General features: G+C 41.0%; 26 protein-coding genes and 1 pseudogene. 12 read left to right on the forward strand and 15 right to left on the reverse strand.

Annotated elements, in window-relative coordinates:
- The first annotated feature begins 5 nt into the window (after nucleotides 1–5).
- Together arsJ and ACFI34_RS05430 are read left to right on the forward strand one after the other, a co-directional pair.
- Nucleotides 6–1,223: an organoarsenical effux MFS transporter ArsJ gene (gene arsJ / locus ACFI34_RS05425; protein WP_462672691.1), complete on the forward strand. Its 1,218-nt coding sequence runs from the start codon at nucleotides 6–8 to the stop codon at nucleotides 1,221–1,223.
- 103 nt (nucleotides 1,224–1,326) lie between these two features.
- Nucleotides 1,327–3,447: a methyl-accepting chemotaxis protein gene (locus tag ACFI34_RS05430; protein WP_462672692.1), complete on the forward strand. Its 2,121-nt coding sequence runs from the start codon at nucleotides 1,327–1,329 to the stop codon at nucleotides 3,445–3,447.
- Between the two features lie 77 nt (nucleotides 3,448–3,524).
- Here ACFI34_RS05430 and ACFI34_RS05435 read toward each other — a convergent pair whose 3' ends face one another.
- Nucleotides 3,525–4,112, reverse strand: a complete 588-nt coding sequence (locus ACFI34_RS05435; RefSeq protein WP_462672693.1) for a TetR/AcrR family transcriptional regulator — start codon at nucleotides 4,110–4,112, stop codon at nucleotides 3,525–3,527.
- A gap of 110 nt (nucleotides 4,113–4,222) precedes the next feature.
- On the opposite strand from ACFI34_RS05435, the gene ACFI34_RS05440 reads away from it, so the two are divergent.
- Nucleotides 4,223–4,765 carry a carboxymuconolactone decarboxylase family protein gene (locus ACFI34_RS05440; protein ID WP_462672694.1) on the forward strand — a complete coding sequence of 181 codons (543 nt, stop codon included), beginning with the start codon at nucleotides 4,223–4,225 and terminating at the stop codon, nucleotides 4,763–4,765.
- Nucleotides 4,766–4,828: 63 nt separating this feature from the next.
- On the opposite strand, the gene ACFI34_RS05445 is transcribed toward ACFI34_RS05440, so the two are convergent.
- Nucleotides 4,829–5,359: a hypothetical protein gene (locus ACFI34_RS05445; protein WP_462672695.1), complete on the reverse strand. Its 531-nt coding sequence runs from the start codon at nucleotides 5,357–5,359 to the stop codon at nucleotides 4,829–4,831.
- 52 nt (nucleotides 5,360–5,411) lie between these two features.
- On the opposite strand from ACFI34_RS05445, the gene ACFI34_RS05450 reads away from it, so the two are divergent.
- Nucleotides 5,412–5,798 carry a DUF1294 domain-containing protein gene (locus ACFI34_RS05450; protein ID WP_462672696.1) on the forward strand — a complete coding sequence of 129 codons (387 nt, stop codon included), beginning with the start codon at nucleotides 5,412–5,414 and terminating at the stop codon, nucleotides 5,796–5,798.
- A 56-nt stretch (nucleotides 5,799–5,854) separates the two neighbouring features.
- On the opposite strand, the gene ACFI34_RS05455 is transcribed toward ACFI34_RS05450, so the two are convergent.
- The 3 genes from ACFI34_RS05455 to soxR all read right to left on the reverse strand — a co-directional run bounded on the left by ACFI34_RS05455 (nucleotide 5,855) and on the right by soxR (nucleotide 8,171).
- On the reverse strand, nucleotides 5,855–6,940 hold the full coding sequence (locus ACFI34_RS05455) for a rhomboid family intramembrane serine protease (protein ID WP_462672697.1): 1,086 nt from the start codon (nucleotides 6,938–6,940) through the stop codon (nucleotides 5,855–5,857).
- A complete protein-coding gene (locus ACFI34_RS05460) occupies nucleotides 6,930–7,571 on the reverse strand; it encodes a hypothetical protein (RefSeq protein ID WP_462672698.1) in 642 nt (213 codons plus the stop codon). Before ACFI34_RS05460 ends, ACFI34_RS05455 begins: the two co-directional genes overlap by 11 nt.
- A 138-nt stretch (nucleotides 7,572–7,709) precedes the next feature.
- Entirely contained in the window at nucleotides 7,710–8,171 is a 462-nt protein-coding gene (gene soxR, locus ACFI34_RS05465; protein ID WP_462672699.1) for a redox-sensitive transcriptional activator SoxR, read from the reverse strand.
- Between the two features lie 78 nt (nucleotides 8,172–8,249).
- On the opposite strand from soxR, the gene ACFI34_RS05470 reads away from it, so the two are divergent.
- The 5 genes and pseudogenes from ACFI34_RS05470 (at nucleotide 8,250) to ACFI34_RS05490 (ending at nucleotide 11,659) form a co-directional block, all read left to right on the forward strand.
- On the forward strand, nucleotides 8,250–8,723 hold the full coding sequence (locus ACFI34_RS05470) for a flavodoxin family protein (RefSeq protein ID WP_462672700.1): 474 nt from the start codon (nucleotides 8,250–8,252) through the stop codon (nucleotides 8,721–8,723).
- 66 nt (nucleotides 8,724–8,789) lie between these two features.
- Nucleotides 8,790–9,299 (forward strand): DsrE family protein, encoded by a 510-nt coding sequence (locus ACFI34_RS05475; RefSeq protein WP_462672701.1) that lies wholly within the window; start codon nucleotides 8,790–8,792, stop codon nucleotides 9,297–9,299.
- On the forward strand, nucleotides 9,299–9,919 hold the full coding sequence (locus ACFI34_RS05480) for an SGNH/GDSL hydrolase family protein (RefSeq protein WP_462672702.1): 621 nt from the start codon (nucleotides 9,299–9,301) through the stop codon (nucleotides 9,917–9,919). The genes ACFI34_RS05475 and ACFI34_RS05480 overlap by 1 nt, the downstream gene beginning before the upstream one ends.
- A pseudogene (locus tag ACFI34_RS05485) lies at nucleotides 9,919–11,073 on the forward strand (EAL domain-containing protein); the annotation flags it as partial. The gene ACFI34_RS05480 and the pseudogene ACFI34_RS05485, both read left to right, overlap by 1 nt.
- Before the next feature lie 67 nt (nucleotides 11,074–11,140).
- Entirely contained in the window at nucleotides 11,141–11,659 is a 519-nt protein-coding gene (locus tag ACFI34_RS05490) for a hypothetical protein (protein ID WP_462672703.1), read from the forward strand.
- A 35-nt stretch (nucleotides 11,660–11,694) separates the two neighbouring features.
- Here ACFI34_RS05490 and puuE read toward each other — a convergent pair whose 3' ends face one another.
- The 8 genes from puuE to xdhA are packed head-to-tail and all read right to left on the reverse strand — an operon-like array spanning nucleotide 11,695 to nucleotide 20,766.
- Nucleotides 11,695–12,621, reverse strand: coding sequence for an allantoinase PuuE (gene puuE, locus ACFI34_RS05495; RefSeq protein WP_462672704.1), 927 nt, complete (start codon nucleotides 12,619–12,621; stop codon nucleotides 11,695–11,697).
- Between the two features lies 1 nt (nucleotide 12,622).
- Nucleotides 12,623–13,834, reverse strand: a complete 1,212-nt coding sequence (locus ACFI34_RS05500) for a urate hydroxylase PuuD (protein ID WP_462672705.1) — start codon at nucleotides 13,832–13,834, stop codon at nucleotides 12,623–12,625.
- Nucleotides 13,835–13,837: 3 nt separating this feature from the next.
- Complete coding sequence (gene guaD / locus ACFI34_RS05505; RefSeq protein WP_462672706.1) at nucleotides 13,838–15,202, reverse strand: guanine deaminase; 1,365 nt, start codon at nucleotides 15,200–15,202, stop codon at nucleotides 13,838–13,840.
- 2 nt (nucleotides 15,203–15,204) lie between these two features.
- Complete coding sequence (gene uraH / locus ACFI34_RS05510; protein ID WP_462672707.1) at nucleotides 15,205–15,555, reverse strand: hydroxyisourate hydrolase; 351 nt, start codon at nucleotides 15,553–15,555, stop codon at nucleotides 15,205–15,207.
- A complete protein-coding gene (gene uraD / locus ACFI34_RS05515; protein ID WP_462672708.1) occupies nucleotides 15,552–16,052 on the reverse strand; it encodes a 2-oxo-4-hydroxy-4-carboxy-5-ureidoimidazoline decarboxylase in 501 nt (166 codons plus the stop codon). The genes uraH and uraD overlap by 4 nt, the downstream gene beginning before the upstream one ends.
- A complete protein-coding gene (gene xdhC / locus ACFI34_RS05520) occupies nucleotides 16,049–16,939 on the reverse strand; it encodes a xanthine dehydrogenase accessory protein XdhC (protein WP_462672709.1) in 891 nt (296 codons plus the stop codon). Before xdhC ends, uraD begins: the two co-directional genes overlap by 4 nt.
- Nucleotides 16,932–19,271 (reverse strand): xanthine dehydrogenase molybdopterin binding subunit, encoded by a 2,340-nt coding sequence (gene xdhB / locus ACFI34_RS05525; protein WP_462672710.1) that lies wholly within the window; start codon nucleotides 19,269–19,271, stop codon nucleotides 16,932–16,934. The genes xdhC and xdhB overlap by 8 nt, the downstream gene beginning before the upstream one ends.
- A complete protein-coding gene (gene xdhA / locus ACFI34_RS05530; protein WP_462672711.1) occupies nucleotides 19,258–20,766 on the reverse strand; it encodes a xanthine dehydrogenase small subunit in 1,509 nt (502 codons plus the stop codon). Before xdhA ends, xdhB begins: the two co-directional genes overlap by 14 nt.
- A 501-nt stretch (nucleotides 20,767–21,267) precedes the next feature.
- Between xdhA and ACFI34_RS05535 the strand changes: the two genes are divergently transcribed.
- From ACFI34_RS05535 to ACFI34_RS05545, 3 genes are all read left to right on the forward strand, one after another.
- Nucleotides 21,268–22,107 (forward strand): DUF417 family protein, encoded by an 840-nt coding sequence (locus ACFI34_RS05535; protein ID WP_462672712.1) that lies wholly within the window; start codon nucleotides 21,268–21,270, stop codon nucleotides 22,105–22,107.
- Between the two features lie 10 nt (nucleotides 22,108–22,117).
- Entirely contained in the window at nucleotides 22,118–22,369 is a 252-nt protein-coding gene (locus tag ACFI34_RS05540; protein ID WP_462672713.1) for a Rho-binding antiterminator, read from the forward strand.
- A gap of 313 nt (nucleotides 22,370–22,682) precedes the next feature.
- Complete coding sequence (locus ACFI34_RS05545) at nucleotides 22,683–23,069, forward strand: hypothetical protein (RefSeq protein WP_462672714.1); 387 nt, start codon at nucleotides 22,683–22,685, stop codon at nucleotides 23,067–23,069.
- Nucleotides 23,070–23,860: 791 nt separating this feature from the next.
- On the opposite strand, the gene ACFI34_RS05550 is transcribed toward ACFI34_RS05545, so the two are convergent.
- On the reverse strand, nucleotides 23,861–25,147 hold the full coding sequence (locus ACFI34_RS05550) for an allantoate amidohydrolase (RefSeq protein ID WP_462672715.1): 1,287 nt from the start codon (nucleotides 25,145–25,147) through the stop codon (nucleotides 23,861–23,863).
- Nucleotides 25,148–25,162: 15 nt separating this feature from the next.
- Nucleotides 25,163–26,392, reverse strand: a complete 1,230-nt coding sequence (locus ACFI34_RS05555) for a pyridoxal-phosphate-dependent aminotransferase family protein (RefSeq protein WP_462672716.1) — start codon at nucleotides 26,390–26,392, stop codon at nucleotides 25,163–25,165.
- Nucleotides 26,393–26,394 lie beyond the last annotated feature (2 nt).

Below are 26,394 nucleotides of genomic sequence, written 5' to 3' on the forward strand. Positions count from 1 at the left end.
TACCCATGTTTGAGCAACTTGCTAATTTACCTACAGCAATAAAACAGTATTTAATTATTACCGGTAATTACTGGGCATTTACCTTAACCGATGGCGCGCTCCGTATGCTGGTGGTGCTGCATTTTCATCAGTTAGGGTATGGTGCACTGGCCATTGCCATGCTGTTTTTGTTTTACGAAATTTTTGGTGTGATCACCAATTTAGTGGGCGGTTGGCTTGGGGCTCATTTAGGCCTGAATAAAACCATGAACTTTGGCTTGGCGCTGCAAATAATGGCGCTTGCCATGTTATGTGCGCCAAGTGAATGGCTAACCGTGGCTTATGTTATGGCGGCGCAAGCGCTTAGCGGTATAGCCAAAGATTTAAATAAAATGAGCGCCAAAAGCGCCATTAAACACTTAGTGCCCGAGGGAGAAAGCGGCCAAGGCCAGCTCTATAAATTGGTGGCTATTTTAACGGGCTCAAAAAATGCGTTAAAAGGGGTCGGCTTCTTTTTAGGTGGTTTACTCCTTACTGTAATGGGTTTTGTAGGTGCTTTAAAAGCCCTAATTTTATTACTCACTATTGCGTGGGTTATTAGCGTTGTATTTTTAAAAGGCGACATGGGCAAGGCTAAAAATAAACCCAAGTTTAAAGAGCTTTTCTCTAAATCTCGTGCAATAAATTTATTAAGCGCAGCACGGTTATGTTTGTTTGCAGCGCGTGATGTATGGTTTGTAGTGGCTTTACCTATTTATTTAGCCCAGCAATTTAACTGGAACTTTTGGTGGGTAAGTGGCTTTATGGCACTTTGGGTAATTGGCTACGGTGGTGTGCAATCGCAAGCGCCGCGTATTACCGGCACCAGTAACTCAAACGTTGATACCGTTAAACATGCCTATTTATGGGTGTTGCTGCTAAGTGGTGTAACAGCACTATTAGCTCTTTTCATGCAACTTGATGTGGCCGTGCATGCCACGCTAATTATAGGTTTACTTATTTTTGGCGGTGTATTTGCCGTTAACTCATCTGTGCATAGTTACTTAATTGTCAGCTTTGCTAAAAGCGATGGTGTATCGCTTGATGTTGGCTTTTATTATATGGCCAATGCAATGGGGCGTTTAGTGGGCACCGTGCTTTCGGGGTGGGTGTTTCAGGTTTATGGTTTTGTAGCGTGTTTGTGGGTGAGCGTTGCTTTACTCATAGGTGCCTCAATAACCACAGCTATTTTGGCTAAGCGTTAAAACTCAACGTATTGTATTAAATTAAATTTTGTTCGCGGTTATCGATAGCTTGATTAGTAAAACCGTCTAAACTGTACTTGTAGTTTAAACAAAGGGCAGGTCAATGCGAGAAATATCGTTAGCAAAAAAACTATTATGGCTTACAGTAGGTAGCATATTTATAACCGTGTTACTGCTATCGAGCATTCTGTGGTGGGAGCTGTCGTCGAGTAACAATAAGCTATCAAGCCAGTCAGAAAAATACATAGTGGCAGAAGTTGAAGAAAAACTAAGTGCAAACGCGGCTGTATACGGTGAAAGAATTGCAGGGTTTATTAACGAGGCATACCGTGTCCCTTTTTCATTAGCTGCCATATTAAGTGGCACGGCGGGTAATGATGCACTTAGTCGCGAATCCGTTGTTAATCTTAATAAATCCATTTTAAATAATAATGAGTCGCTTTCTTCCATCTACTCCCAGTTTGAAGTAAATGGGTATGATTCAAAAGATACTCAATTTACAAATGGCTACAGTCACTCTGTTGATGGTGCTGGTACACTCGAAATTTATTTTACACGCAGTAAAGAAGGCGCGGTCGAGCAGCAAATTGTAGACGACCCTGCCGAAAAATATTTCACTAAGCTTAATGAATTTGGCCTGCGAGAGTCTGAATGGTATTTGTGTGCTAAAGACAAGTTAAAGCCGTGTATTATGGAACCTTACTTATACGAAATTACGCCAGGCAACTCAGAAATGATGACGTCTCTTACGGTTCCTATTGTCAGAGACGGTCGGTTTGTTGGTATATCTGGCGTTGATTTAACGTTGCCGGTTTTTCAAAAGTTAACAGAGCAGCTTTCAAAAGAGCTGTATAACGGTCAAGCTAAGGTTACCTTATTAAGTGATTTTGGTTTAATCGTAGGCAGTAGCCACTACAAAACCAAGCTTGGCCGGCCTTACAAAGAAGCAATGTCATCTACTATTACCAGTAAAGTTGAAAAGGTACGAGGTGAAAACAATCTTTTAAAAGCGGATGACACTTACCTGGTTAATTACCCCATAAATATAAAGCTTGCAGACACTCAGTGGTCGCTTATTATTGAAGTACCTGCAAATTTAGCTCTGGCTGGCCCACAGGCTTTGAGTGAAAATATGCAAAGTACCGCAGCAGCGTTGGGCACTATTATTTTAGTAACCGGTTTAATTATTGCGGGGGTTGCTTTTGTAGTTATGAAATTTGTTGTGGCAGGTGTTATAGCCCCACTTGAACAAATACAAGAACGCGTTGATAACCTAGCCAGTTCAGAAGGCGACTTAACACACACCTTAAATGTAGACAGCCATGCCGAACTAATTGCACTGGCTGGTGGCTTTAACCGCTTTTTAACTAAATTACGCGCCCTAATTGCTGAGCTTAAAGCCGTATCAGATCAGACTAAGCAACAAGGCGAAATTGCCCAGCATATAGCCATCGACACAAAACATAATGTGCAGGCGCAGTTTAAAGAAATAGAAAGCGTTGTTACCGCTATGAACGAAATGAGCGCAACGGCGCTTGAAGTTGCAAGAGCTTCAGAACAATCAGCGCAGCAAGCTGACGAAATAAACGGCTTAGTGGTAAGCAGTGAGTCGAGCTTGTCGTCGGCTATGACGCAAGTAAAAACCATGTCTGAAGAAATAAAAGAGGCAAACCAAGCAGTTGAAAAAGTAGCGACGCGTAGTAAAGACATAACGCAAATTTTAGATGTGATCAGAACTATTTCGGAGCAAACTAACTTACTGGCACTCAATGCAGCCATTGAAGCTGCAAGGGCAGGCGAACACGGCCGAGGTTTTGCCGTTGTAGCTGATGAAGTACGAGCACTTGCTTCTAAAACCCGTTCATCTACTGATGATATTAGCAACCTAATAGACAGCCTACTGCATGAGGTTGGTAATGCTTCCACCGTAATAGAAAAAGGCGTTGTAAGAGCACAAAACGCAGTTGACGAAACCTCTGTCGCCTTTGACGCGTTGCACAGTGTGGTTGTAAAAGTGGATGAAATAACCAATCAAATAACGCATATTGCAACAGCGGCTGAAGAGCAAAGCCTAGTAACAGAAGAAATAAATCGTAATTTAACGCTTATTTCTGATGCGGCATCTCAGTTGTCTGGTTTATCTTCACAGGCAGGCGATAGTAGCGAAGTTCTTAATAAGCTGGTTGCTCAACAAGATAGCGAACTCAATAAGTTAAAAACCTAACAGGTACATCATTCCTAAAAATAAAAAACGGCGGTAATTATATTACCGCCGTTTTTTCATTAATTGAGTTGTTTAGTTTAGAGCGTTTTCATAATTTTAAACATTTGATCGATCATAGGTTGTGCAAGCTCTTCGACACCCGGGCGGTTAAAATAGCCGCGTAGGCCTGTAAATTGTACTTTAAAAAAGCGAGCATAGTCTTTTGGGCTAACCTCGCCTTTTAGCTCTTCACGCGCAATGGCTTGTGCAAATAAATCGCTTAAATAAGCTTCAAACTTGTCTGATAAATCAAGGCTTAATGAATACAAACAGCTGTCTTCGTCGGCAAACTCACAATTTGCTTTTACCAGCATACAAATGGCGCTCGGGGCATTTTTTTTATCTTTAATGATGACGTTTTCAACAAACGTTTGTAAACCACCAATAATAGTAGGCGAAGCCAATAAACACGTTTTTATTTGATCTTCTATTTGCATGGTGTAATTTTTTAAAGACTCAATATACAACCCTTCCTTTGAGCCAAACGCAGAATAGATACTACCTGGGCGCATATTAATTGCATCTTGCAGATCGCGGGTGGAAGTGGCATTAAATCCCTTTTCCCAAAATAGCTGACTGGCAAGGCGGACAACAGTCTCGCGCTCAAATTTAACTTTGTTGACCATGCTGTTTCTCAATTAATTTGAACATTTGCTCAATTTTAACTTGAGCGGTCGTTCAAAATCAAATAATATGTGCTTCGACGTTACTTAAACAACTTATTTTGGAGCTAACAATGGCAGAATTTACTTTATATACAGCAGAAAATGCACCTGAAGAGTCAAAACCTTTATTAGCCGATTCAGTTGCTGCATTTGGCATGTTACCTAATTTACACGCAGTAATGGCTGAAGCACCAACGCTATTAAAAGGTTACCAAGTACTTCACGAATTATTTCAAAACACTTCGTTTAACGCAGAAGAGTTAACAGTGGTATGGCAATCAATTAACGTTGAACATGACTGTCATTACTGTGTACCAGCACACAGTGCCATTGCCGCGTCAATGAAAGTTGACCAAGGTATTGTTGATGCTTTAGTGAATAAAACACCGCTTGAAGATGCAAAACTCGAAACATTACGTGAAACAACACTGGCTATGACGCGTGAACGTGGCGTAATTAGTGACGAGCAAATAGAAAAGTTTTTTGCTGCGGGTTACGGTCAACAGCAACTACTAGAGATTATTGTAGGTTTATCGCAAAAGGTAATGAGCAACTACACTAACCACCTAGCAAATACGCCAGTGGACGAACCATTTAAAAAATTCGCAAAATAATCGCGTTATAATTAACAAAAAAGGCAGCGAAAGCTGCCTTTTTTGTGTCGTAAGCACATGGAGCTATTTGAATTTAACGGTTTGATTGCTGCGCGTATAAATGCGTGACTCTGGTTTAGTCCATTCACCTTTTTTTAAATAGGAGGTAGACACAACCAATTTCCCATCTTTTAAATCGCTGGTCGACTTCACTTTAGTAATGCCTTCTTTACTACCTGTAACCTCTTCGTAAGCAACAAACTGCGTAGGGCTGAGTACTTTTATAGTGCCTTTTGTATAAAAACCGGCTGTTGTAAAATAATAAAAAACCAATGAGTCTTTTTTGCTATCGTAAAAAATCATCGACTCGCCACCATACTCACCCTCATTAATAGAGTGCTTTGTTCTTATTGCCTTACCATTAAGCGCACGCTCCCATAAGCCTACGTCTTGAACTGGTTTAGTGCCTGGTGCAACATCAAAATCGGCCTGCCACGACCCTAAATAAGGCTGAAATACACTAAGGTGTTTATCAAGTTTAAGTGGTTGTTCTTTTGCGTGAGCTGTAAAAGCTAAAAAGCACAAAGTAAAAAATAGCACTTTAAAATATGTCATAATTATTCTCTTATTTTTTGAACTGATACAAACCAGTATAGGCGATAATTACTTGATAAAGAAAACCTTAATAATTCTATCCTTATTTTTTATATTCATATTATGGGTTGCACATTTTAAATGGGGCATAACTATTTTTGCGCCAACTTTCATAAGTACGCTTAGTGTCGTTACATTTATTATTTATGCATGGGATAAACACAAAGCTAAGCAGTCGGTAAATAAAAAAGTAACTCGTACAAGCGAGCGAACTCTTCATTTATTAGCGCTATGTGGGGGCTGGCCAGGGGCGTTAATAGCTCAGCAATTATTGCGTCATAAATCACAAAAAAAGCGTTTTATAACGGTACTTTGGGTGTGCATTTTATTAAATGTAGTTTTATATTTTTTTGCTTTAAAGTTTGTTAGGTATTTGGAAATAGCTAAAGTAAGCTCTTAAAAAACGACCCTACTGAAAAATAACTAAATCAGTAGGGAGATGATTGAATCACAACATTAGCGTTTTAACTGTGCTTCGCTTTGGTTGAGTAATCTAATAATAGGGTTTTGTTCTAAAATTTTATTTTTTAAAAAATAGCCAATCAATAATCCGGCAACAAAGCCCCCAATATGTGCGCCATAATCAATGCCATCAGGGCCGCTTAACGCACCAGATATATTAATAATCAACCAAATTGCAAAAAACCAAGCTGCAGAAAGTTTTTTCTGGTAAATGATAATCATAAAAGTGAGGCTGGCATGCCTAAACCACATTAAGTACATACCAAATAAACCTGCAATTGCACCACTTGCACCTACGCTAGGTATTGCAGATGTAGGGCTAACAAGGTAACTGGAGAGAGAAGCAATTAGCCCACACACTAAATACCAGATTAAAAAGCGCTTATGCCCTAAAACATCCTCTAAGTTGTCACCAACAACATATAAAAAGTACATGTTACCAAGTAGGTGCATTACTGAACCATGCAGAAACACACAAGTTAGCAGTGTCCATACCTTATTACCTTCACTTATATCTGCGGGCGTCATGGCAAAAAGTTCAAGAGCAAGGCCAAATATTTCCTTATTGAAAAAATATAAAGCAAAAATCAATGTATTTAGTGCAATTAAACCATAAGTAACCCAAGACTTTCGTTGAGGCTTTATATTGTATTCAACGGGCATTTGAGTTAAAAACTGAAAAAAATACGTTTTCCAGCTTGTTCCTTGATTTAGCTCGTTTAGGGTAGCTTTTAATTCTGGACTTCTTTCAACGGTATCAAGCTCATCTTTATCAATCCAGGTACCATCACAATGCCTACAAATATCAATTTCGGTATGAAAATCTTCTAGAAGATGAAAACGTTCCAAGCTTTTATCACAATCAGGACAATCAAGTTCTGAAATACCTAATGAATCACCAAAGCTGGTTTCAAATTTATCACCGACAGGACCATCGTTGATTTCGTTAATCATGCGATTAACTTCATTTTTTTCAAACCAAAGGCCGCCACATTCACGGCATATGTCTATTTCTTCACCTTGATAATTTGTGACTTCTAAAGCATGGGTTTTACAATGAGGGCAATGTTTAATTGGCATTTGTTAGTTCCTTTAGTGATCCGACAGAAATATTATTCTGTTTTAATTCCATTTTTAATTGTTCCGCGTTTTGTTTTAAGGCGGGTAATGTTTCATTTTTAATTAAATTAGTTATTTTTTTTAGCTCTATTGCGGCTTGTTTAGCAGACATTTTTCTTTCAATGGCAGCGTTAATTAGAAATTCGGCTCTAGAATAAAACCTACGAATTTTAGTCAAAAATTCACTGGGTGTTTCGAGTGTGGTAGGCGAAAACTGCATTGTTTTCCAAATATACTTTTCTAAGGTAGGCTTAAAAAATTCCATTTCAGATTTTGGTGGGCTTTTTGATAAGCGTTCGGCGTACTCTGCAACGGTATTTACATTATCATTAACTTCATCAAATAAAGATGTTCTGAGGTAGTAGTTATCTTCTATTTTACTAAATGAATCAAATTTTAAGGCTTGCTCTAAGCCACTTTGTGCGGCCAGATAAACACCAAAAATTGTCGAGATCACCATAAAAAACTGATTTAACCAAAAGCCTGTACTTTTTAGTTCTTTATTATCAACGGTTCTGAGAACCTGAGCTAACTTTTGAGTAGCTGCAGGGCTTTTTGTTTCACTCTGGGTAGAGGGAGTTGTTGGGGTCATTGCAAAATCCTTTTGTATTGCTTCCTTTTTAAGCAGAGCATTCTAAAGAATACTCTGCTTATAATCAATATTGTATTAGCTAATTATAATTATTACTGATTTATTATTTTATAGGTCAATCATAATTTTTTGATTAAATTATCCTTTGTTTAACAATACTGCTCCACTTTGCTCACTCCCTAAATGATCGTCTTTATTATAAATAGGGCAGCTTTTAAGTGATAAACACCCACAGCCAATACATCCATCTACGCGGTCGCGTATGCGTTGCATATACGCTATGCGTTCATCTAATTGAGCTTGCCAGCGTTTTGAAAGCGCAGACCAATCTTTTTTAGTGGGCGTGCGGTTATCGGGGAGTGAGGCAAGTGTTTGTTTTATATCGTCTAGCGAAATGCCCATGGCTTGTGCTGCTTTTATCACGGCCACTCGGCGAAGTACTTCAGGTTTGTAGCGGCGTTGATTGCCGCTGTTTCGCCAGCTTTTTATTAAATGTTTAGTTTCGTAAAAGTGTAATGTAGACACTTTTACACCACTTCTTTTTGCTACGTAACCTACTGTTAAAGTGGCGTCGATCAGCTTTTTTTGCTCAGCAGACATTAATTTTATCCCATGTATTGACCTCAATATAACTTGAGGTTTTAAGCTCCTTTCAACATTAAAAAAGGAGCTGGAAAAATGCAACAAAAACTTAGTCGTAGCACCGTTATTATTTATTCATCGGCACGAAAAAATGGTAACACAGCCGCACATGTTAAAAGTTTTGCTGAGCAAAATGAGCTGCATGTTGTGTGTTTAGATGAATTTAAAATACCGCCTTACAGTTACAGTAAAAAATATACTGATGATGAATTTTTCTCGCTTTTTGAATCACTTTTAAATTACGACCATTGGGTATTTGCTTCGCCAGTGTATTGGTATAGCACCACAACACAAATGAAAGCATTCATAGACAGAATTACCGATTACATGGATGACGAACATTTAAAACCAAAGTTGCGTTTACTGCGCAGTAAAGATTTTTCGTTGTTGTCTAATGCGTCGTCGAGTGAGGCGCCAGATGCTTTTGTTGCGATGTTTAAAAACACATTTAGTTATTTAGGCATGCGTTTTTTAACGCATCACCATAAAACTTCTCACACTTTATCGTGAATAACTGCCTTTTATACAAAGCATCTGGTACTTTATTTATACACTAAAAAAGCCAAAGGATTGTTTATGAAATTTTTACTATTACTTTTGTTGTTAAGCCCATTATCTTTCGCTAATGAGCAACCTATTAACGGTTTTGGTTATTACTATAAAGTACCAGAGCATGCAGCGATTAATGATTCGACTCAATTTAAAATAGCGTTTGATGTGGCCGATGGCGCTAAAAAAGGCGAGCAAAATAATGCGATGAACTCACTTGCCCGCTTTATAAATATGCATGTTGCACATGGCATTAAACCAGAGAGCATTCAGTTAGCATTAGTTATACATGGTGGTGCAAGTGTAGATGTGCTATCGAACGATGAATATAAAAAACGCTTTAACGTTGATAATAAAAACGCGAGCTTAATAAAACAATTATTGGCAAATAACACGCAGGTATTTGTGTGCGGGCAGTCGGCTACTCACTTTAAAGTAACGCCTAAACAGCTTATACAAGGCGTTACCATGTCTTTATCTGCTATGACCGCGCATGCTCAACTTCAGCAGCAAGGTTACACTTTGAATCCATTTTAATGAAAAAATCTATTTTATGTTTTGGTGACTCAAATACGTGGGGGTTAAACCCCGCAACGGGAAAGCGGTTTGAGGAAAAAGTAAGGTGGCCGTCGGTATTAGCAGAAAGGCTAGGTGACCAATTTGCTATTATAGAAGCAGGGCAGCCTAATCGTACGCTTGTGAATAATCCACCATTTAATGGGGACTTATCGGGGGTAAGTTATTTAAAACCACTTTTAGAAGCGTACTCTTTGACTGCTATAGTGATAGCCCTTGGTACTAACGATTTAAAAAAGCGCTTTAAATTAACGCCTGAGCAAATAGGTCAAGGCTTAACAAACTTACTAGATAGTATTGAAATGTTTTATGAGGGTAATAAACAACCCAAGCTCATAATATTGAGCCCACCCTATGTTAGCTGTGTAGGGCAATATAAACATGTTTACGAGGGCGCACCGAGTAAAAACCTAGCTTTGAGTAAAGAGTTTGAAAATATTGCCCGTGCTAAAAAAGCCTACTTTTGTGACTTACAGCAAAGTATTACTGTTTCAGCTATTGATGGGGTGCATATTGATGCTGATGAGCACGCTGAAGTAGCGGGTTTAGTGTGTAATTTAATAAATGAAGTTGATGCATAGTTCGGTTTGAGCCTAAGTTAAAAATTTTACTTTTTGAAGAACGAATAATGCAGGTCGTGATTGTAAGGCAGGGTAACTATAATTTAATTATGGATACTGCAGCCATTAGTCGCAGTAATATTGCAGCACCGTACTGGGAAATAACGTATAAAACGGGTTCTGAGTAATTTCATTTGGCAGGTAAAAGCGGCTTGAGTAAATTGCTTGTAAGCCACAAACAAATACCATTTGAAACCGCACTTATGTGCAGCAATAAAAATAAAGGATATTGCGTTGCGGTTAGAACACCATGGAGTGAGTTTTTCGCTGACAATCAATTTTTGCTGATCATTTCTCTTATTTTAACCTGCCTAACGGGTGTGTCGAGCGCGCTAATAGTGGATTATCAAATTGCCGCTCGTCGCTCTACTAATAATAGAGTGCGTAAAGGCTTAGCAAAGGGCTCATTTCATTGGACTTACCAACCTATTATTTGTTTGCACACAGGTAAAGTAATTGGTTGTGAGGTGCTAGCTCGGTTTAAAGACAAATACGGGCCACTGTACCCCGATGAGTTTATCCCGGTGATACGAAAAAATAATTTAACGTGGTCGTTTACTCAAGCAATGATAGCAAAAGTACTTAAAGAGCTTACAGAGTTGGACGATTTACCAACGGGTTTTAAGGTGTCTATTAATATATTTCCTTGCGATGTAGAGCTTGGAAATGTATCGCTGTTGACACAAGAGCCTGCACTTATTAATTCACGCTTTATTATTTGTCTAGAAATAACCGAAGACGAGTACCTCGATACCAGTATTGCGCATGCTCATTTTAGAACGCTAGTTGACTCTGGATTTAATTTGTCGCTCGATGATTTTGGAACGGGTTACTCCAATTTAAGAAACTTACAAAATTTAAGTTTTCATCAGTTAAAAATAGACCGCACCTTTGTTCAAGATATAGCAACACAAGGTTTAAAAGCGTCTATGATCCCTAATATTATGGAGTTAGTGCGTAAGTTTAACTACACCTGTGTAGCTGAAGGAATAGAAACAACAGAGCAAGAGGCTATGTTAAAAACAGCCGGTGTACATTATGGGCAAGGTTGGAAATATGGCCGGCCAATGAAGGTCGATAAATTTAAACGGTATATAGCACAGCAAACGCTTTAAAAAAGATCGACGATCTATTTTAAAGCGTATAAGCAGCTAAATTTATTATAAAAACAGGCTAATTAGAATGATTAGATCAATATTTACAATGCTTTTGTTACTCTTAATAACTGGCTGCGCATCGCAATACCCTAATCAGCAAGTTGTTGGAAAGCAATTTCCAACGATTACTGGCGAAAGCTTAGAGAAGAAAGAATTTGTTATTCCGAGTGATTTTAACACTGAAAAAACCTTGCTGCTTATAGGCTATAAACAAGATAGCCAGTTTGATATTGATCGCTGGTTAATCGGTTTAGATATGGCAGGTGTAACACTCCCTACCTATGAGTTACCTACCATTGCCGGCATGGCACCGCGTATGTTTAGCACGTTTATTGATAATGGCATGCGCAAAGGTATTCCTAAAGAGTTATGGGGTGGTGTTATTACTATTTATAAAGACGGTGAAACGGTGCAAAAGTTTACTGGTAACCAAAGCCCTAACAATTCGCGCGTTATTCTCATAGATAGCACAGGGAAAATATTATATTTTTACGACCGTGGTTTCTCTGTTGATGCGCTCAATAAGTTAAAGGCAAAAATATAATATGAGGCCGGTAATTTTATAGCCGGCCATGGATTTTATTTGTATGGATGGGTTTTGAGCCAGTGCTCGGCGATTTGTTCGCGCGTGGCAAACCACACTTGCTCATGCGATTTAGCATATTCTAAAAATCGTGCGAGGGCTTTAATGCGCCCAGGGCGGCCAATTAAGCGACAATGCAGCCCTATCGACATCATTTTTGGGGCGTTTTCACCTTGTGGATCGCCTTCTTCATAAAGCGTGTCGAATGCATCTTTTAAATAATTATAAAATTGATCGCCGGCATTAAAGCCTTGCACTGCAGCAAAGCGCATATCGTTTACATCAAGGGTGTAAGGCACTATTAACTGTGGTTTACCTTCTTTAATACTGTAAAAGGGTAAGTCGTCGCTGTAGTCATCGGCATCATATAAAAATGAGCCATTTTCTACCACAAGGGCAGCAGTATTTGGGCTTGTGCGCCCGGTGTACCAGCCTGAGGGCTTTTTACCGGTAAGCGTTTGAATGATCTCAATGGCTTTTTGCATGTGCTCGCGCTCGGTTTGCTTATCTATATGTTGATAATTAATCCAACGCAGGCCATGGCTTGCTATTTCGTGCCCTGCATCAACAAAAGCTTTAGCTACATCGGGATGGCGCTCAAGGGCCATTGCCACAGCAAAAATGGTGACCGGTATATCGTATTTTTTAAAAAGTTTAAGTAAGCGCCACACGCCTGCGCGCGAGCCATATTCGTAAATAGACTCCATGCTTATATGGCGGTCTTCTACATGTGGGGCACTGACTATTTCGGATAAAAATGTTTCGGCCGCTGAATCACCATGTAATACACAGTTTTCGCCGCCTTCTTCGTAATTTAATACCACTTGTACAGCAATGCGGGCTTTATTGGGCCAATTTGCATGGGGCACCTGTGAGCCATAACCAATTAAATCGCGCGGGTAGTGTTTAAATTGCTCGCTCATGTTATTGCTCCTTTTTAAGTGCTGTGAGCCAAAAGCCTAGCGTTTCGCGCTCTGTGTCTGTCATTTTGGTCATATTGGCCAGTGGCATATCTTTGGTTATAACCGCGCGGGTATGAATAAGCGTGCTGGCTTTTTTTACATCACTAATAGAGTCGAGCTTAAAGCCAAGCGGCGCTGTTTGAAAAAGCTCAGAGGTGGGTGTTTCACTGTGGCACTGTGTACAGTGCTTGCTGATTATATCCCACACTTGAGTGTCGGTAATACTTGCTTGTAAAAGTGCGTTTTCGCCTGTATTTGTTGTGCTACTAGGCCATGGAGCTATAGCAAGCATTAGGGCGAAAAAGGCGGCAATACCACTTATAAGTACCGAGGGTTTATTAACGCCTTGGTGCTTTAAATTAAAGTAATGGCGTATCCACATGCCAATACCAAATAGCGCAATTAATATAAGCCAGCCAACGCTGTGGCTGTAGGTGTAAGGAAAGTGGTTGCTCAGCATAATAAATACCACTGGTAACGTGGCGTAGTTATTATGAATAGAGCACAGCTTTGCTTTTAAACCCGGTGCGGAATCAGGAATACGGCCAGCTTCTACCTCGCTTACCATGTAGCGCTGCCCTGGCATAATAATGTGATACACATTGCCAACCATACACGTGCCAATAAGCGCACCTACATGAATATACACAGCGCGGTCACTAAATAGCTGATCAACCCCATAAGTCCAAAGGGCCAATAGGCCAATAACCACAGCAATAAACGCTTTGCCGTTTTCAACAAGCGGGGTTTTACATAATAATCGATAAACACCATAACCTAAGCCAATAAAGCCAAGAGATGCACCAATAGCGGCAAATTTACTTAGCTCACTTTTACTGTTATCGATTAGGTAAACATCGGCGCCAACATAATAAAGTAGACTAAATAATAAAATACCTGTGATCCACGTTGTGTAGGCTTCCCACTTAAACCAATGCAGGGTGTGCGGCATTTTTTCAGGGCCATTTTGATACTTAGCAACTTCGTAAAAGCCACCGCCGTGCACGGCCCATAAATCGCCTTTTATGCCTTTGTCTTGTTTCCACTGTGGCGGGGTTTGTAAGTTATTATCAAGCCACGCAAAATAAAACGACGCTCCAATCCACGCAATGCCTGCAATGACATGAAAATAACGCAGTACTAAATGAGCAAGCTCAAATAAATAATTTTCCATTGGCTAAGCCTCTTCTAATTGCGGTGTCTGGGTGGCTGTAAATTGTTTTTTATCATCGCGTTTATACACGCTTTTACCCATAATGTAGGTTTGTTCAATACAGCGGTCGTCGCCTAGCATCATCATGGCAAAAAGCTGTTCGTGAAGGGTTTTGGCATGGCCAATTCTGAACTTTAAAAACGAGGTGGCGGCGTAATCCATTACAATAAAGTCAGCCTCGCAACCTATTGCAAAATTACCTATGGTGCCCTCTAAATCAAGCGCCCGTGCACCACCAAGAGTTGCTAAGTATAGGCCCTTAAAGGCTGAGAATTTTTGACCTTGAAGCTGCTGAATTTTGTACGCTTCATTACCGGTTTGTAGCAACGAAAAACTTGTTCCTGCGCCAACATCGGTGCCCATACCTACGTTAATACCATGCTCTTCACAGGCTTTTAAATTTAATAAGCCCGATCCTAAAAATAAGTTAGAAGTAGGGCAGTGCGAAATAGCCGCGTTGTTATCGGCAAGGCAGCAAAGCTCGCGCTCAGATAAATGAATACTATGAGCAAATACCGAACGTTTACGCACCATTTTAGCTTGCTCGTAAACACGTAAGTAGTCATCAGCTTCTGGGAATAACCCTTTTACCCATTCACACTCGTCTTTGTTTTCAGATAAGTGCGTATGCAGGTAAGTGTCGGGGTATTCTTCTAATAATTGAGTACATTTTTGTAGTTGCTCAGGGGTTGATGTAGGCGCAAAACGTGGCGTTACCGCATAGCTTAACCTATCAACATTGTGCCATTTTTCTATGAGTGCTTTTGATTGATCGTAACTGGTTTGCGCGCAATCTGATAAATCGTCAGGGCAGTTTCTGTCCATCATTACCTTGCCGGCAATCATGCGTAAATTACGTTTTTGCGATTCGCTAAAAAAGGCATCAACCGATTGCGGGTGCACCGTGCCAAAAACTAGCGCGGTGGTGGTGCCGTTACGTAATAACTCATCTAAAAAGCGGTTTGAAACCTCACTTGAGTACACTTCACTGGCAAACTTTTTTTCGGTTGGGAAGGCGTATTCGGTAAGCCAACTTAAAAGCTGCTCGCCATACGCGCCGACCATTTCGGTTTGCGGCAAATGTATGTGTGTGTCTATCATGCCGGGCATTACCAATTTGCCATCGTGGCGAATAATAGTGGTTGATTTATCTAAGCTTGGCAGTATGTCTTGCTCGTAACCAAGGTTAACGACTTTGCCGTTTTGAATAACTAACGCGCCTTTTTCAAAATAGCGATGGGCGGTGTCGCCGGCTATGGCAGGGTCGTCAACAAAGTCGAGTATGTTGGCACAAATTACGGTTAATTTATTATTGTTTTGCGTGCTCATTGTTAGCTACCTCTGTACGTTGAGTAGCCAAATGGGCTAAGCAATAACGGAATATGATGATGTTTTTCATCTTGTAATCTAAAGGTTATTTGCGCTTCTGGGTAAAACGCTGGGGTAGGCTGGTTTTCATAATAGCTGTTTAAGTCAAAAACCAGTTTATAGGTGGCAAATTCTACGTCTGTGTTGAGCCAGTCGGTAATTCGCCCGTCGCTATTTGTTTTACCTCGAGCTATTAATTGCCACTCGTTATTAGTGTATACAAACAATTGTACAGCTACATTTTCAGCCGGTTTACCTGTGCTGGTATCGAGAATATGGGTAGTGATAGGGCTTTTGTTCATACTTTTATTCATAGCAATGACTCCAATCTTATTTTTGTTATTTTGGCTTGTTCGCCCGCGGCAATTGTTAGCTCTTTTTCGCGGGTGTTGTGTATGCGTAGCTCTATAAGTTCAAGCATTTGCTCAGCACTTTTACCGCTGGCACACACAATAAAAATAAAGCCAAATTTACTGAGGTATTGTTTATTTAGCGCAATCATTTTTTTAAGGGTTTGCTCGTTTGCTTTACTCATGCCAGATTGTTCGTGCCCCGCTTTTTGCGCTGTAGCGGCGTACTTTTTACTTAATGTTGATAAATCGCCAATTTGCGGGTGGCCTTCAAAAGCGGCTAAATAATCGCTCTCACCTAGGCTATCCCATACGCTTTGCGCGCTCTGAAATAGGTGCTCTTTATTTTTAAATGGCATGATATTTAACATACCGCTTACCCAGTTAGGGGCTGTGCAGCAGTGCTCTAAGGCTTGATGCGCTTGCGCTGTATTTAGGTCGTTAATTTTTAAGCTACTCATGCGTTTTCTTCCTCGTGCGTGGTGCTAATTAAGGCATTTTTAAGTGCACGCCATTGCAGGCCTTGGCGTTTGGGTGGATGGGTTTGCATAGCTTGATAAAGGCCAATTAATTGCCCGCTAATTGAAATAGCCACTTCCATAGGGAGCTTGCCCGTTATATTTTCAAGCCCAACAGGGCAGGTCATTTGCTTTATTTGCTCGGTGGTAAAATTGCGATGAGCTAAGCGTTGTTTAAAGCGTTTTGCTTTGGTATCAGAGCCAATAACACCAAGCCAATTGGCATCAGCGCGTTTAATAATGGCTTGTGTGAGTGCAAAATCGAGCTGGTGGTTATGAGTTAATATTAAGTAATTATTAGCTTTGGGCGCGCGTTTTACTTGCTCTGATGGCTCTTCATCAACCACTTTTACTACGTTATTAGGAATGTTCTGTGGGAATACATCGGCGCGGCTATCTATCCAACGTATACGCATAGGCAGCTGTGCCAATATACCAATAAGCGCTTGTGCTACATGGCCTGCGCCATAAATATCAAGCGTAAAGCGCTCACTTTGCATGCACTCAAGCATTACGGTGGCAGCTCCGCCGCAGCACTGGCCTAAATTTGCGCCTAGGTTAAATTGCTCTATCACTTGGGTGGCCTCACCTTTGGCAAGTAGCTCGCGGGCTTTTTCTATTACTACGTATTCAAGATGACCACCGCCAAGGGTATCGTAAATATGCTCGCCACTTATTACCATTTTAGAGCCTGTACCACGTGGGGTTGAGCCATTGGTGCCAAGCACAGTGGCAATAACATAATTAGTGCCGCTTTGTTCGTGCTCGTTTATAGCTTGCGCCCAATTTTGAGTATGAAAACCCTGAAACGACTCATTTAAATTAGCCATGTTGCTGCTCCTTAAACCAGCTGGCGGTTTGCTCAATTGCATTTAATACACGCTCAGGTGTTGCTGGCGTATCAAGTGGGGCGGTGTATTTGTAATTGGCCACACTGCTTATGGCGTTACGAATCGCACTCCACACACTAAAGGCCAGCATAAACGGCGGCTCGCCAACTGCTTTTGACCTAAATACGGTGGTTTCTGGATTGGCCGAGTTATATAAATTGACGTTAAATTCGGCAGGGGTATCGCCAATAGCCGGAATTTTATAGTTAGCAGGGCCAAAGCTTGCAAGCTGGCCTTTATCATTCCATTGTAAGTCTTCGGTGGTAAGCCAGCCCATACCTTGTACAAAGGCACCTTCAATTTGGCCTATATCAAGTGCTGGGTTAATTGAGCTGCCCACATCGTGCAGAATATCAACGCGAGTTACGGTGTTTTCGCCTGTTAGCGTATCGATTTCTACTTCACTCAGTGCTACGCCATGCGCGTAGTAAAAAAACGGTCGGCCTTCGCCTTTGGCTCTATCATAATGAATTTTAGGGGTGGCGTAATAACCGGTTGATGAAAGCGATATACGATTCATATAAGCAAGGTTTGCAAGTTCGCTAAAGCTAATTTCGCCTTTATTAAAGGTAATGAGGTTATCTTTAAATACAATACTTTGGCTGTCTGCTTCAAAGTGCTCGCTGATAAAGTTTATTAAGCGCTCTTTTATTGTGTTTACTGCATTTAGTGCCGCCATGCCGTTTAAGTCGGTACCGCTTGAGGCGGCGGTTGGCGAGGTGTTGGGTACTTTGTCGGTACGGGTTGCGCTTATGCTTATGGCGTCAAAATCAACGCCAAACCCATGGGCGACAATTTGCGCTATTTTAGTGTTTAAGCCTTGGCCCATTTCGGTGCCGCCATGGTTTAAATGTATCGAGCCATCACTATATACATGCACGAGCGCTCCCGCTTGGTTTAAGTGCTGTACGGTAAACGATATACCGTATTTTACCGGCGTCATCGCAAGGCCCTTTTTTATAATAGGGGATGATGCGTTAAAGGCTTTAATCGCCTTTTTTCGCGCCCAGTAATCACCCGACTCTTCAAGCTGGGTTATCATATCTTTTAAAATATGCTGTTCTACGGTTTGATGATACGGCGTGGTGTCGCGGCCTTTTTTGTATAAATTAAGTTTTCGGATCTCAAGCGGATCTTTACCTAATTTAGCGGCAATATCGTCCATTATTAGCTCACCCATGATCATGCCTTGCGGGCCACCAAACCCTCTAAACGCGGTGTGGCTTACGGTATTAACTTTACAGCGATTCCCTTTAATGGTGGCAGCTGGATAGTAATACGCGTTATCGGCATGAAACATTGCACGGTCTACAATGGCATCAGATAAATCGGGCGAATAACCACAAAACCCATTTACAGTTACATCAGCGCCTTCAATTAGGCCATTTTCGTCAAACCCTACATGGTATTGGTTATAAAATGGGTGCCGCTTACCGGTAAGTTTAAAGTCGTCGCTGCGCGCTAGGCGCATTTTAACGGCGCAGCCAAGGTGATAAACCGCAAGCGCTGCAAGGCAAGCCCACGGTGCGCCTTGGGTTTCTTTACCACCAAAAGCACCGCCCATGCGGCGGGTTTCTACGTTTACAAAGCTAAATGGCTTTTTTAAAATTTTAGCAACTAAGTGCTGCACCTCTGTTGGGTGCTGCGTAGAACATTGCACATGAATCCCGCCATCGTTGTCGGGCTGAGCGAGAGCTATCTGTCCTTCAAGGTAAAAATGTTCTTGGCCGCCTATGTGTATTTCACCTTTAAGTTGGTGGGTTGCATTATTTATTGCTTGCTCGCTATTACCGCGGTTAAGTGAATGTGGCGGCCTTACCCAGTGCTCTTTTTTTATCGCTTCTTTAATATCAAGTATGGGGGTGGTTTGCTCGCACTCTATAACCACTAAGCGAGCAGCGCGGCGCGCCATTTCGTAGCTGTCGGCAACTACTACTAGCACTGGTTGCCCGTGGTATTGAATTTCGTGATTGGTTAATAGCACATCCCCAGGAAATACTGGGCCAATATCAAGCTTACCGGGTACATCATCGGCCGATAAAATACGTTTAACGCCTGCCACTTCAAGCGCTTTACTTGTATCGATTGATTTAATAAAGCCGCTGGTAATAGGCGCAAGTACAGGGTAGGCGTGTAAGCAGCCATGAGGCTCTGGGTTATCGTCGGCGTAGTTTGCATTGCCACATACTTGTTTTATTGCACTTTCGTGGTACTTAGATTGGCCAACGCTTCCGCCTTGGGCTTTTAGTTTATCCATTTCAAAGTGACGCATGTGAGATCCTCGTAATGGCAATGTTGTTATTATTTTTATTGCTACTAGGCTGTGCATCGCAAAACTCAATACCAATACGCTGTAGCAAGTTTTTGCTTACTGTAGTGCGGTAATGTGCGCTGCTGCGTACATCGCTCATTGGGGAAAAATCGTCATTTATAGCGGCTGCGGCATCTATAAACGTACTTACTTGTAAGGGCTGAGCATTAAGTTTTTGCTCTATGTGCGTGGCGCGTTTGGGTATTGCAGCCATACCGCCCATGGCACAGCGGGCATTGCTAATTACGCCTTGTGTTTGCTCAATAGCCAGTACTAAACACACAGTAGATATGTCATCTTCAAAGCGTTTTGAAATTTTATGGCACGCAAGCTTTAACGAGTCTGGGCGTTTTGGCACTGTAATTTTGCTAATGACTTCATCGCTATTAATGACTGTTTTTTTGTAATCAACAAAGTAGTCGGCCACGTTTATTGTGCGCGTGCCTGCTGCGCTTAATAAATCCATAGTGGCATTAAGTGCAATTAATAATGGGGCTGGGTCGCCAATTGGAGAGGCATTGCCTATGCTGCCACCTAAGGTGCCACTGTTACGTACTTGGTTAGAGCCAAGGCGTTCAAACAGCTCTTTAGACTCTGGGTAGTAAGTGTAAAAAGCGTTTACAAATTGGCTGTAAGGGAGTGCTGCACCAATATGTAGCTCGCCGTTGTTATCGCTTAATGTACACAGCTCTTTAGCTTGGCTTAGGGATATTATTACATCGGGCAATAGCATGTTTTGGCTAAGCTCAATGGCAAAGTCGGTGCCACCAGCAACCAAGTGTGCATGCGGATATAGCGCTTTTAGTTCAACTAGCTGCTTAGCATTTTGAGGCAAGTAGAATTTGCGTGGGCCATTTTTTAAAAATGGAACATCGTCATCATATTGCGTATTAAGTGAGGCTTTAAACTGAGCGGCCATGGCTGAGTAAGGCTCATTTTTGCGCTCATAGCTGTAGGCTTTTTCTACTGCGAGTAAAATAGGGCTGTAGCCAGTACAACGGCATAAGTTGCCACCTAAAGCATGAATAGCGGCCTTTTTACCTGGGTAACTCGGGTTATTAATATAAAGCGCCAACATGCTCATTATTATACCTGGGGTACAAAAACCGCATTGCGAACCATGACATTCTACTAATGCGCGTTGTACTGGGTGTAAGTCATCAAGGGTTGGGTAAAGCCCCGTTGTTACAGCCTCTACAGTTACTATGTGTTTTGCGTGTGCATTACCTAATAAAAGCAGGCAGCTGTTCATGGTTTGGTAGTGCCAAACTGGGTTACCGTTTGAGTTGGTTTTTTCTTCGCCGACTAAAATTGTGCACGCGCCGCAATCGCCCGTAGCACACCCTTCTTTGGTGCCCACTTTCCCTTTTTTGGTGCGTAGCCAGTCCAAAATGGTGAGACTTGGCGAACATTCTTGTACTTCTATTGGCGTGTCATTTAATAAAAACTGAATCACACAGACCCCCTTAGCTTTTTAACACCCTGTTTTTAATAAGGTTTGTTGTTTGCTTTTTCGTATTGTTATTGCGCAAGTAAGAAAAAAGCTGTTTTATTATGATTAATACTTTGCAGTTAACATGCCAAATCTGACCGATCGGTTAGCTTTTTGCTTTTTAAGAGGGTGAATAAGGTTTTAAATGAAGTTTATAAAGTTATAAAAAGGTTTTAAGTTTCTTATTTTAATTGCTTTTATTTGGTTTTTATCGAGTAGTTATGTTTTAGTTTGTTATTTTTTGCATTACTTTTTAATCGCTTTTATGTGTTAACTTGACCAATAGGATATGTTTATTCTTGTAAGCTATGTGCTTTTAAAAAGTGCTTTTAAAAAGTGCTTTTAAAAAGTGCATTTATATAATTATTTAAAATTACATAAGCGAGGATATTTTTTTAGCTAGGTTGAATGCTTTTTAGAAAAAACGAGGTCTTAGTTAGCCATTGCAGATTTAATAGGCACATAATGAACTTAACACACACAAATAACGCACTCACCTTCATACTTACACTCAGCTTTGCGTTGCTTGGCGTATCGTTTGCTTTGGGTGCAAACCCAAATGCACTTGTAGCAACATTTGAATTTTATGGGTTCAATACTTCACTAAATAATAAAATGATAGGCTTGCTAACCGGAAGCACTATGATTGCATTAGCTCTTGCCACTCTAGCCGCGCATTTAAAATTAATAAAACCTACACCAGCATTAGTTTTCGCGTTAATTGTTAGCATAGTGCCTTTACTTACTTTATTAGCCAGCAACCGTTGGGTGGCCCAGTTAGGCGGCTTTCCAATTATTGGTAGTGGGCAAGGCGTTATTAAATACTTTGCAGTCATCCCTTTGTATTTATTTTTGTTTTATAAAAATAAGCTAACAGACAAACAACACGTACTTTTAAACTTTATACCGGTTGCTATGGTTTTACTGTGGATTGGTGGCATGAAATTTTATGAGTTTGAAGCCAAAGCCATTGTAAGCCTGATAGAAACCTCACCGTTTATGTCGTGGTTATACACGGTATTTAGTGTGCAAGGTGCATCAAACGTAATTGGTGGGTTTGATGTATTATTTGCAGTGCTACTTGGCATAGGTATTTTACTTAATAATAAAAAGCTTATTATTGTTAGTGGCTTAGCGTGTTTAAGTGTGTTTTTAATGACCCAAACATTTTTAATTACCGCAAATGGCGCATTGAGCTCAAGCACATTATTAGAGCGTTTAGGGCAATTTGTAATTAAAGACTTATGGTATGTAGGCAACTTAGTTGTTATTGCCACTTTAATGTTATTTAAACCAGCTAAATAAAGAGAACTGTATGGTTAGTTGCCACCAATACGACTACATCGAAATTGCCTGTATGCACCATTTAAGCATTGAGCTTATATTAAAAAATGGCGATGTTGTGTGTGGGGTAGCAACTGATACAAAACGCAATGCTAATAGAGACGAATGCATAGTTGTTAACGTAAATAGCGAGCTGCAACTAATTGTACTTACTACAATTAGTGCACTTAAAGCGCTTTCTCACAACCCTTATTTTGATAATGTAAACTTTGAGGCTAATTAAACACTCTACTTTAGCTTTATTAATAATGGTGCAAAGGCAGCGCTGTAAAACTCTATTAAAAACAAACTATGTATATAATCCACAACTTTTACTCTAATTCGCAACCCAATAACCTTATCAATACGGTTTTTGTATCTTATAAAAAGTCACTTTTATATTCCTTAATTGCTTGTTTACATTGCTGTTATTGGTGGGATTATTAAGCTATATTATGTGTGCCGTTTACGGCAAAAGTCATATCCTTTATTTGGAGTAGTTGTTGTTAAAGTGTAGTAAGTGCAAAACAAAAAATAGTTTTAAAACTGACTTTTGGATGTCAAAAATCGATATGGTGGGATTTCTTTTTCTTAGCCTTTGTTTATCTATTCCAATAGGTTTCTTGGCTTTTTTAGCTGAAGAGTCACAAGGTTTTGCTTATTTTATAGCTTTTTTTACATTTGTTATTGCGATAATTGGCAAGCACTATAAGGTTGTGGCACTTTTATTTGTTGAGTTGTGTATAGATTCAGCACTCTACGAAAATGGCGCTTATGAATTTAGTTTTATGGTGGCAACAGCGTTTGTTCTCACGTTTATAAAAATTGGGAGTAAAGTGTATGGCTTCTTTTTTCAGTGCGTTAACTATAAGTTCGAATTAGATATAACCTGTGGTAAGTGTAAGAAAGTTTATAAGCAATTAAAATTACCGCAGCAGGCATAGTCAGCATATATCAAGCGCATTAAAAATGGCGTTAAATGCTCTTTTGAGACTCATTCTCTGCTAATTATAGCCAAGCATTCCCCGCATTATATGCGAGCGTTAGCAATCATAAATCTTAGTAAGGAGCCAACATTTGAAAAAAATTATACTCGCTGTTGCAGTTTTAATGTCGAGCATTTCACATGCATCGGAAAATGCGAAAAGTTTTTTGATGAATATACGAAGTTAGGTAGTAATTTTGTCGTGGAAGTTGCTTCTTTATATGCAAACGATGCCAAAATTCATTCCTATCGCGTTTACCCGCATGGTAGGAGCGTCAAATGGAAATTACGGGTGAACAGTGGAAGGTGCTTGTACAACGTGTAATGCCACTGGCAAAAATGAAAAATGAAAAATGACAAAAGCACATTCAAAAACATAGCAATAAAGTCTGAAGGAAATGGCTACAAGATCAAGGCACACCGATATTCTGAAAATAAATATTATACCGATAAAGGCTATTATATGCTTCTAAAAAGAACGTAGAAGGGGCAGCTAGAAGTTGTGGAAGAATACATGGAAACACAGCCGCAATCTGATTGCTAACCTACCACCTAGTTACATTATTAAATAATTGACGTAAATACGCCGTTTAAACATCAGTAATATTACAATTGAATATAAAAAGCAGGTATTTGCTATTACTGCTGTAGTTGTAACTCATCTTGGTGACATGCGAGTAAAACCTCACAAGGTTAATCGTTACATAGAGCAATACTTACATTTTAACCTCTTGTTACAGATTAGCTTCACTATTCTTTTAACGTTTGTGTATACAGTACAAGCGCGCTGTACATCACACATAGAGCCTTTGTTACATCGCTGTCGATAACGGCTTCCGCTGGGTGATGGCTTATGCCGCCTGGGCTGCGTATAAATAACATGCCAACGGGGCAAATTGGAGCGATTGCCATTGCATCGTGCCCAGCGCCTGAGGCAAGTGAAGGCGATGCTTGGTTGTTAAGTTTACATGCGCTAGAAAACAATTGCTGAATTTGAGTATCGCATGCTACGGCGTCGGCTGCGTGTGTCCATTGCCAATCGAGCGTTAAATTACGAGATGTTGCAATTTGATCTGCGCGGGTATGTATTGCATTCAGTAATATGGCTAGGTCGTCATCGTTTTGAGCGCGTGCATCTAGGCTAATGGTAGTTTTACCGGCAATAACGTTTGTAGCGCCTGGGCGTGCTTGAATTTGCCCAACGGTGGCAACTTCGCCATTTTTAGCATTGTTTGCTAGTTTTTCAATTTCGGTTACTAATTCAGCGCAGCCTGCTAACGAATCCTGACGTAAATTCATAGGTGTGGTACCAGCATGACCGCTTTGACCTGTAAGGGTGATCATAGCGCGCTTTGCTCCTGCAATGGCAGTGACAATGCCTAACGCCTGATTTACCGACTCAAGCACGGGGCCTTGCTCTATGTGGGTTTCCCAATAACCGAGTAATTCGTTTTTGTTAAGCGCAGCTTTTGCGTAATCATTTGGGTTTAGGCCAAAGTCCAGCATGGCTTGGCGCATGGTAATGCCGTTTGTATCTTGTATATTTAACCACTGCGGATCAAACTCGTTTGCCAGTGCTTTTGAGCCAATTAACGTTGTGGCAAAGCGGGTACCTTCTTCATCACAAAAACCCACAACATCTAAATGAAAGGGTAGATCTAGCTCTAATTCATGTGCTAGGGCGGCTATTTCAATACCCAGTAATACCCCTAAAATGCCATCAAATGCACCTGCGTTTGGTACGGTATCGAGGTGCGATCCTATAATTAAACGTTTAGCATGTGGGTTTGATGATGCTAAGCGCCCCCATAAATTGCCTACTTCGTCTTGCCACGATTGCATGCCCGCCTCAGCCATCCACGCAGCAGTAACGCTATTACACTCTTTGTGCTCTTTTGATAAATAAACGCGGTGAATGCCGCCTTGCATTTGCGATAGTGCGCTGAGAGTTTTACAGCGCCTTAAGGCGCGCGCAGCAAATTTATTAGCCAGCTCGCTGTTTAATAATGGCTCATGGAGTGGGCTTGCAATCGTCATGCTAAATCCTTTTTATTATTTGTAATGGGAAAGGGCGGCAATAGCGGCTTCGCCTTTAGGGCCTTTGTAACCGTTGGCATGTAGGCAGGCATCTAGGCTTGCCAATGTTTGTAATACGGCATCTTTACGGGCGTTGTAGCCCATAGTGCCAATACGCCAAATTTTGCCATGCAGTGGCCCAAACGAGGTGCCAATTTCAATACCAAAGTCGGTTAGCATTTGTCCGCGTACATGGTCGGCGTTAATTCCTTCGGGAATATACACACCCACTACGTTGTTCATTTTATTACTTATGTCACCAAATACGTTTAAGCCCAGCGCTTGAATACCCGTTAGCATGGCATCGCCGTGTAATTTGTGGCGGGCAACGCAGTTATCTACGCCTTCTTCAATAACAATGCGGGCACATTCTGATGCGCAATACAGCATGCTGGTGGCTTCGGTGTGGTGGTTAAGGCGCTCCTCCCCCCAGTAATTCATGATCATGCCTAAATCAAAGTAGTTTGAGCGTACAAATGGCTCGGTGCCGTCGGTATGCTGTGCGGTACGAATACCCGCTTCTACTTTTTTGCGTTTTTGGATCCAATCGGCGCATTTCTCGCTTAGTGTTAATGGCGCAGAGCCAGACGGGCCACCTAAACATTTTTGCAAACCAACCGACAGCGCATCGAGTTTCCACTCATCGGCGGGTAAATCGTTACCTACAATTGAGGCGGTGGCATCGCAGTAAAATAATACATCGTGCTTTTGGCAAATATCACCAATGTGTTCAAGCGGCTGGTTCATGGTTGTTGAAGTATCGCCTTGTACCATGGCAAGTACATGGGGTTTTACATCAACAATGGCTTTTTCTATTTGTTCTGGGGTAAATACTTCGCCCCAGGGTACGTCTATGGTATGTACCTTTGCGCCTACGCGCTCGGCTATTTCAGCAAGCAAGTGGCCAAAGCGGCCCATAATTGGTACCAGTACTTTATCGCCAGGGCGTAAAATAGAGCATAAAACGGCTTCTATTCCTGCGCGTGATGTACCGTCAACTAACAGGGTCCATTCATTTTTGGTTTTAAATATTTCGCGATAGCGGGCCATGGTCTCGTTCATAAAACCGGTCATTACTGGGTCGTATTGGCCAATTAGCTGCGCCGACATAGCACGCAGTACACGTGGATCTGCGTTAATTGGCCCAGGCCCCATGAGTAAACGCTGCGGCGGATTTAAGGTTTGAATTTGCGTGTTGCTAAACATGT

Source organism: Pseudoalteromonas sp. PSi26, from assembly GCF_054960575.1.

Bases quoted from the DNA above. Each gene is read 5' to 3' on its own strand.
- ACFI34_RS05430 (WP_462672692.1), top strand. From the start codon at position 1,327: ATGCGAGAAATATCGTTAGCAAAAAAACTATTATGGCTTACAGTAGGT.
- uraD (WP_462672708.1), bottom strand. From the start codon at position 16,052: ATGAGTAGCTTAAAAATTAACGACCTAAATACAGCGCAAGCGCATCAA.
- ACFI34_RS05555 (WP_462672716.1), bottom strand. From the start codon at position 26,392: ATGTTTAGCAACACGCAAATTCAAACCTTAAATCCGCCGCAGCGTTTA.
- ACFI34_RS05545 (WP_462672714.1), top strand. From the start codon at position 22,683: ATGTCAAAAATCGATATGGTGGGATTTCTTTTTCTTAGCCTTTGTTTA.
- xdhB (WP_462672710.1), bottom strand. From the start codon at position 19,271: ATGCGTCACTTTGAAATGGATAAACTAAAAGCCCAAGGCGGAAGCGTT.
- guaD (WP_462672706.1), bottom strand. From the start codon at position 15,202: ATGAGCACGCAAAACAATAATAAATTAACCGTAATTTGTGCCAACATA.
- ACFI34_RS05550 (WP_462672715.1), bottom strand. From the start codon at position 25,147: ATGACGATTGCAAGCCCACTCCATGAGCCATTATTAAACAGCGAGCTG.
- ACFI34_RS05500 (WP_462672705.1), bottom strand. From the start codon at position 13,834: ATGGAAAATTATTTATTTGAGCTTGCTCATTTAGTACTGCGTTATTTT.
- ACFI34_RS05445 (WP_462672695.1), bottom strand. From the start codon at position 5,359: ATGACATATTTTAAAGTGCTATTTTTTACTTTGTGCTTTTTAGCTTTT.
- uraH (WP_462672707.1), bottom strand. From the start codon at position 15,555: ATGAATAAAAGTATGAACAAAAGCCCTATCACTACCCATATTCTCGAT.
- puuE (WP_462672704.1), bottom strand. From the start codon at position 12,621: ATGAGCGAGCAATTTAAACACTACCCGCGCGATTTAATTGGTTATGGC.
- xdhC (WP_462672709.1), bottom strand. From the start codon at position 16,939: ATGGCTAATTTAAATGAGTCGTTTCAGGGTTTTCATACTCAAAATTGG.
- arsJ (WP_462672691.1), top strand. From the start codon at position 6: ATGTTTGAGCAACTTGCTAATTTACCTACAGCAATAAAACAGTATTTA.
- ACFI34_RS05535 (WP_462672712.1), top strand. From the start codon at position 21,268: ATGAACTTAACACACACAAATAACGCACTCACCTTCATACTTACACTC.
- ACFI34_RS05455 (WP_462672697.1), bottom strand. From the start codon at position 6,940: ATGCCAATTAAACATTGCCCTCATTGTAAAACCCATGCTTTAGAAGTC.
- ACFI34_RS05470 (WP_462672700.1), top strand. From the start codon at position 8,250: ATGCAACAAAAACTTAGTCGTAGCACCGTTATTATTTATTCATCGGCA.
- ACFI34_RS05540 (WP_462672713.1), top strand. From the start codon at position 22,118: ATGGTTAGTTGCCACCAATACGACTACATCGAAATTGCCTGTATGCAC.
- ACFI34_RS05440 (WP_462672694.1), top strand. From the start codon at position 4,223: ATGGCAGAATTTACTTTATATACAGCAGAAAATGCACCTGAAGAGTCA.
- ACFI34_RS05460 (WP_462672698.1), bottom strand. From the start codon at position 7,571: ATGACCCCAACAACTCCCTCTACCCAGAGTGAAACAAAAAGCCCTGCA.
- ACFI34_RS05435 (WP_462672693.1), bottom strand. From the start codon at position 4,112: ATGGTCAACAAAGTTAAATTTGAGCGCGAGACTGTTGTCCGCCTTGCC.
- soxR (WP_462672699.1), bottom strand. From the start codon at position 8,171: ATGTCTGCTGAGCAAAAAAAGCTGATCGACGCCACTTTAACAGTAGGT.
- ACFI34_RS05480 (WP_462672702.1), top strand. From the start codon at position 9,299: ATGAAAAAATCTATTTTATGTTTTGGTGACTCAAATACGTGGGGGTTA.
- ACFI34_RS05490 (WP_462672703.1), top strand. From the start codon at position 11,141: ATGATTAGATCAATATTTACAATGCTTTTGTTACTCTTAATAACTGGC.
- ACFI34_RS05475 (WP_462672701.1), top strand. From the start codon at position 8,790: ATGAAATTTTTACTATTACTTTTGTTGTTAAGCCCATTATCTTTCGCT.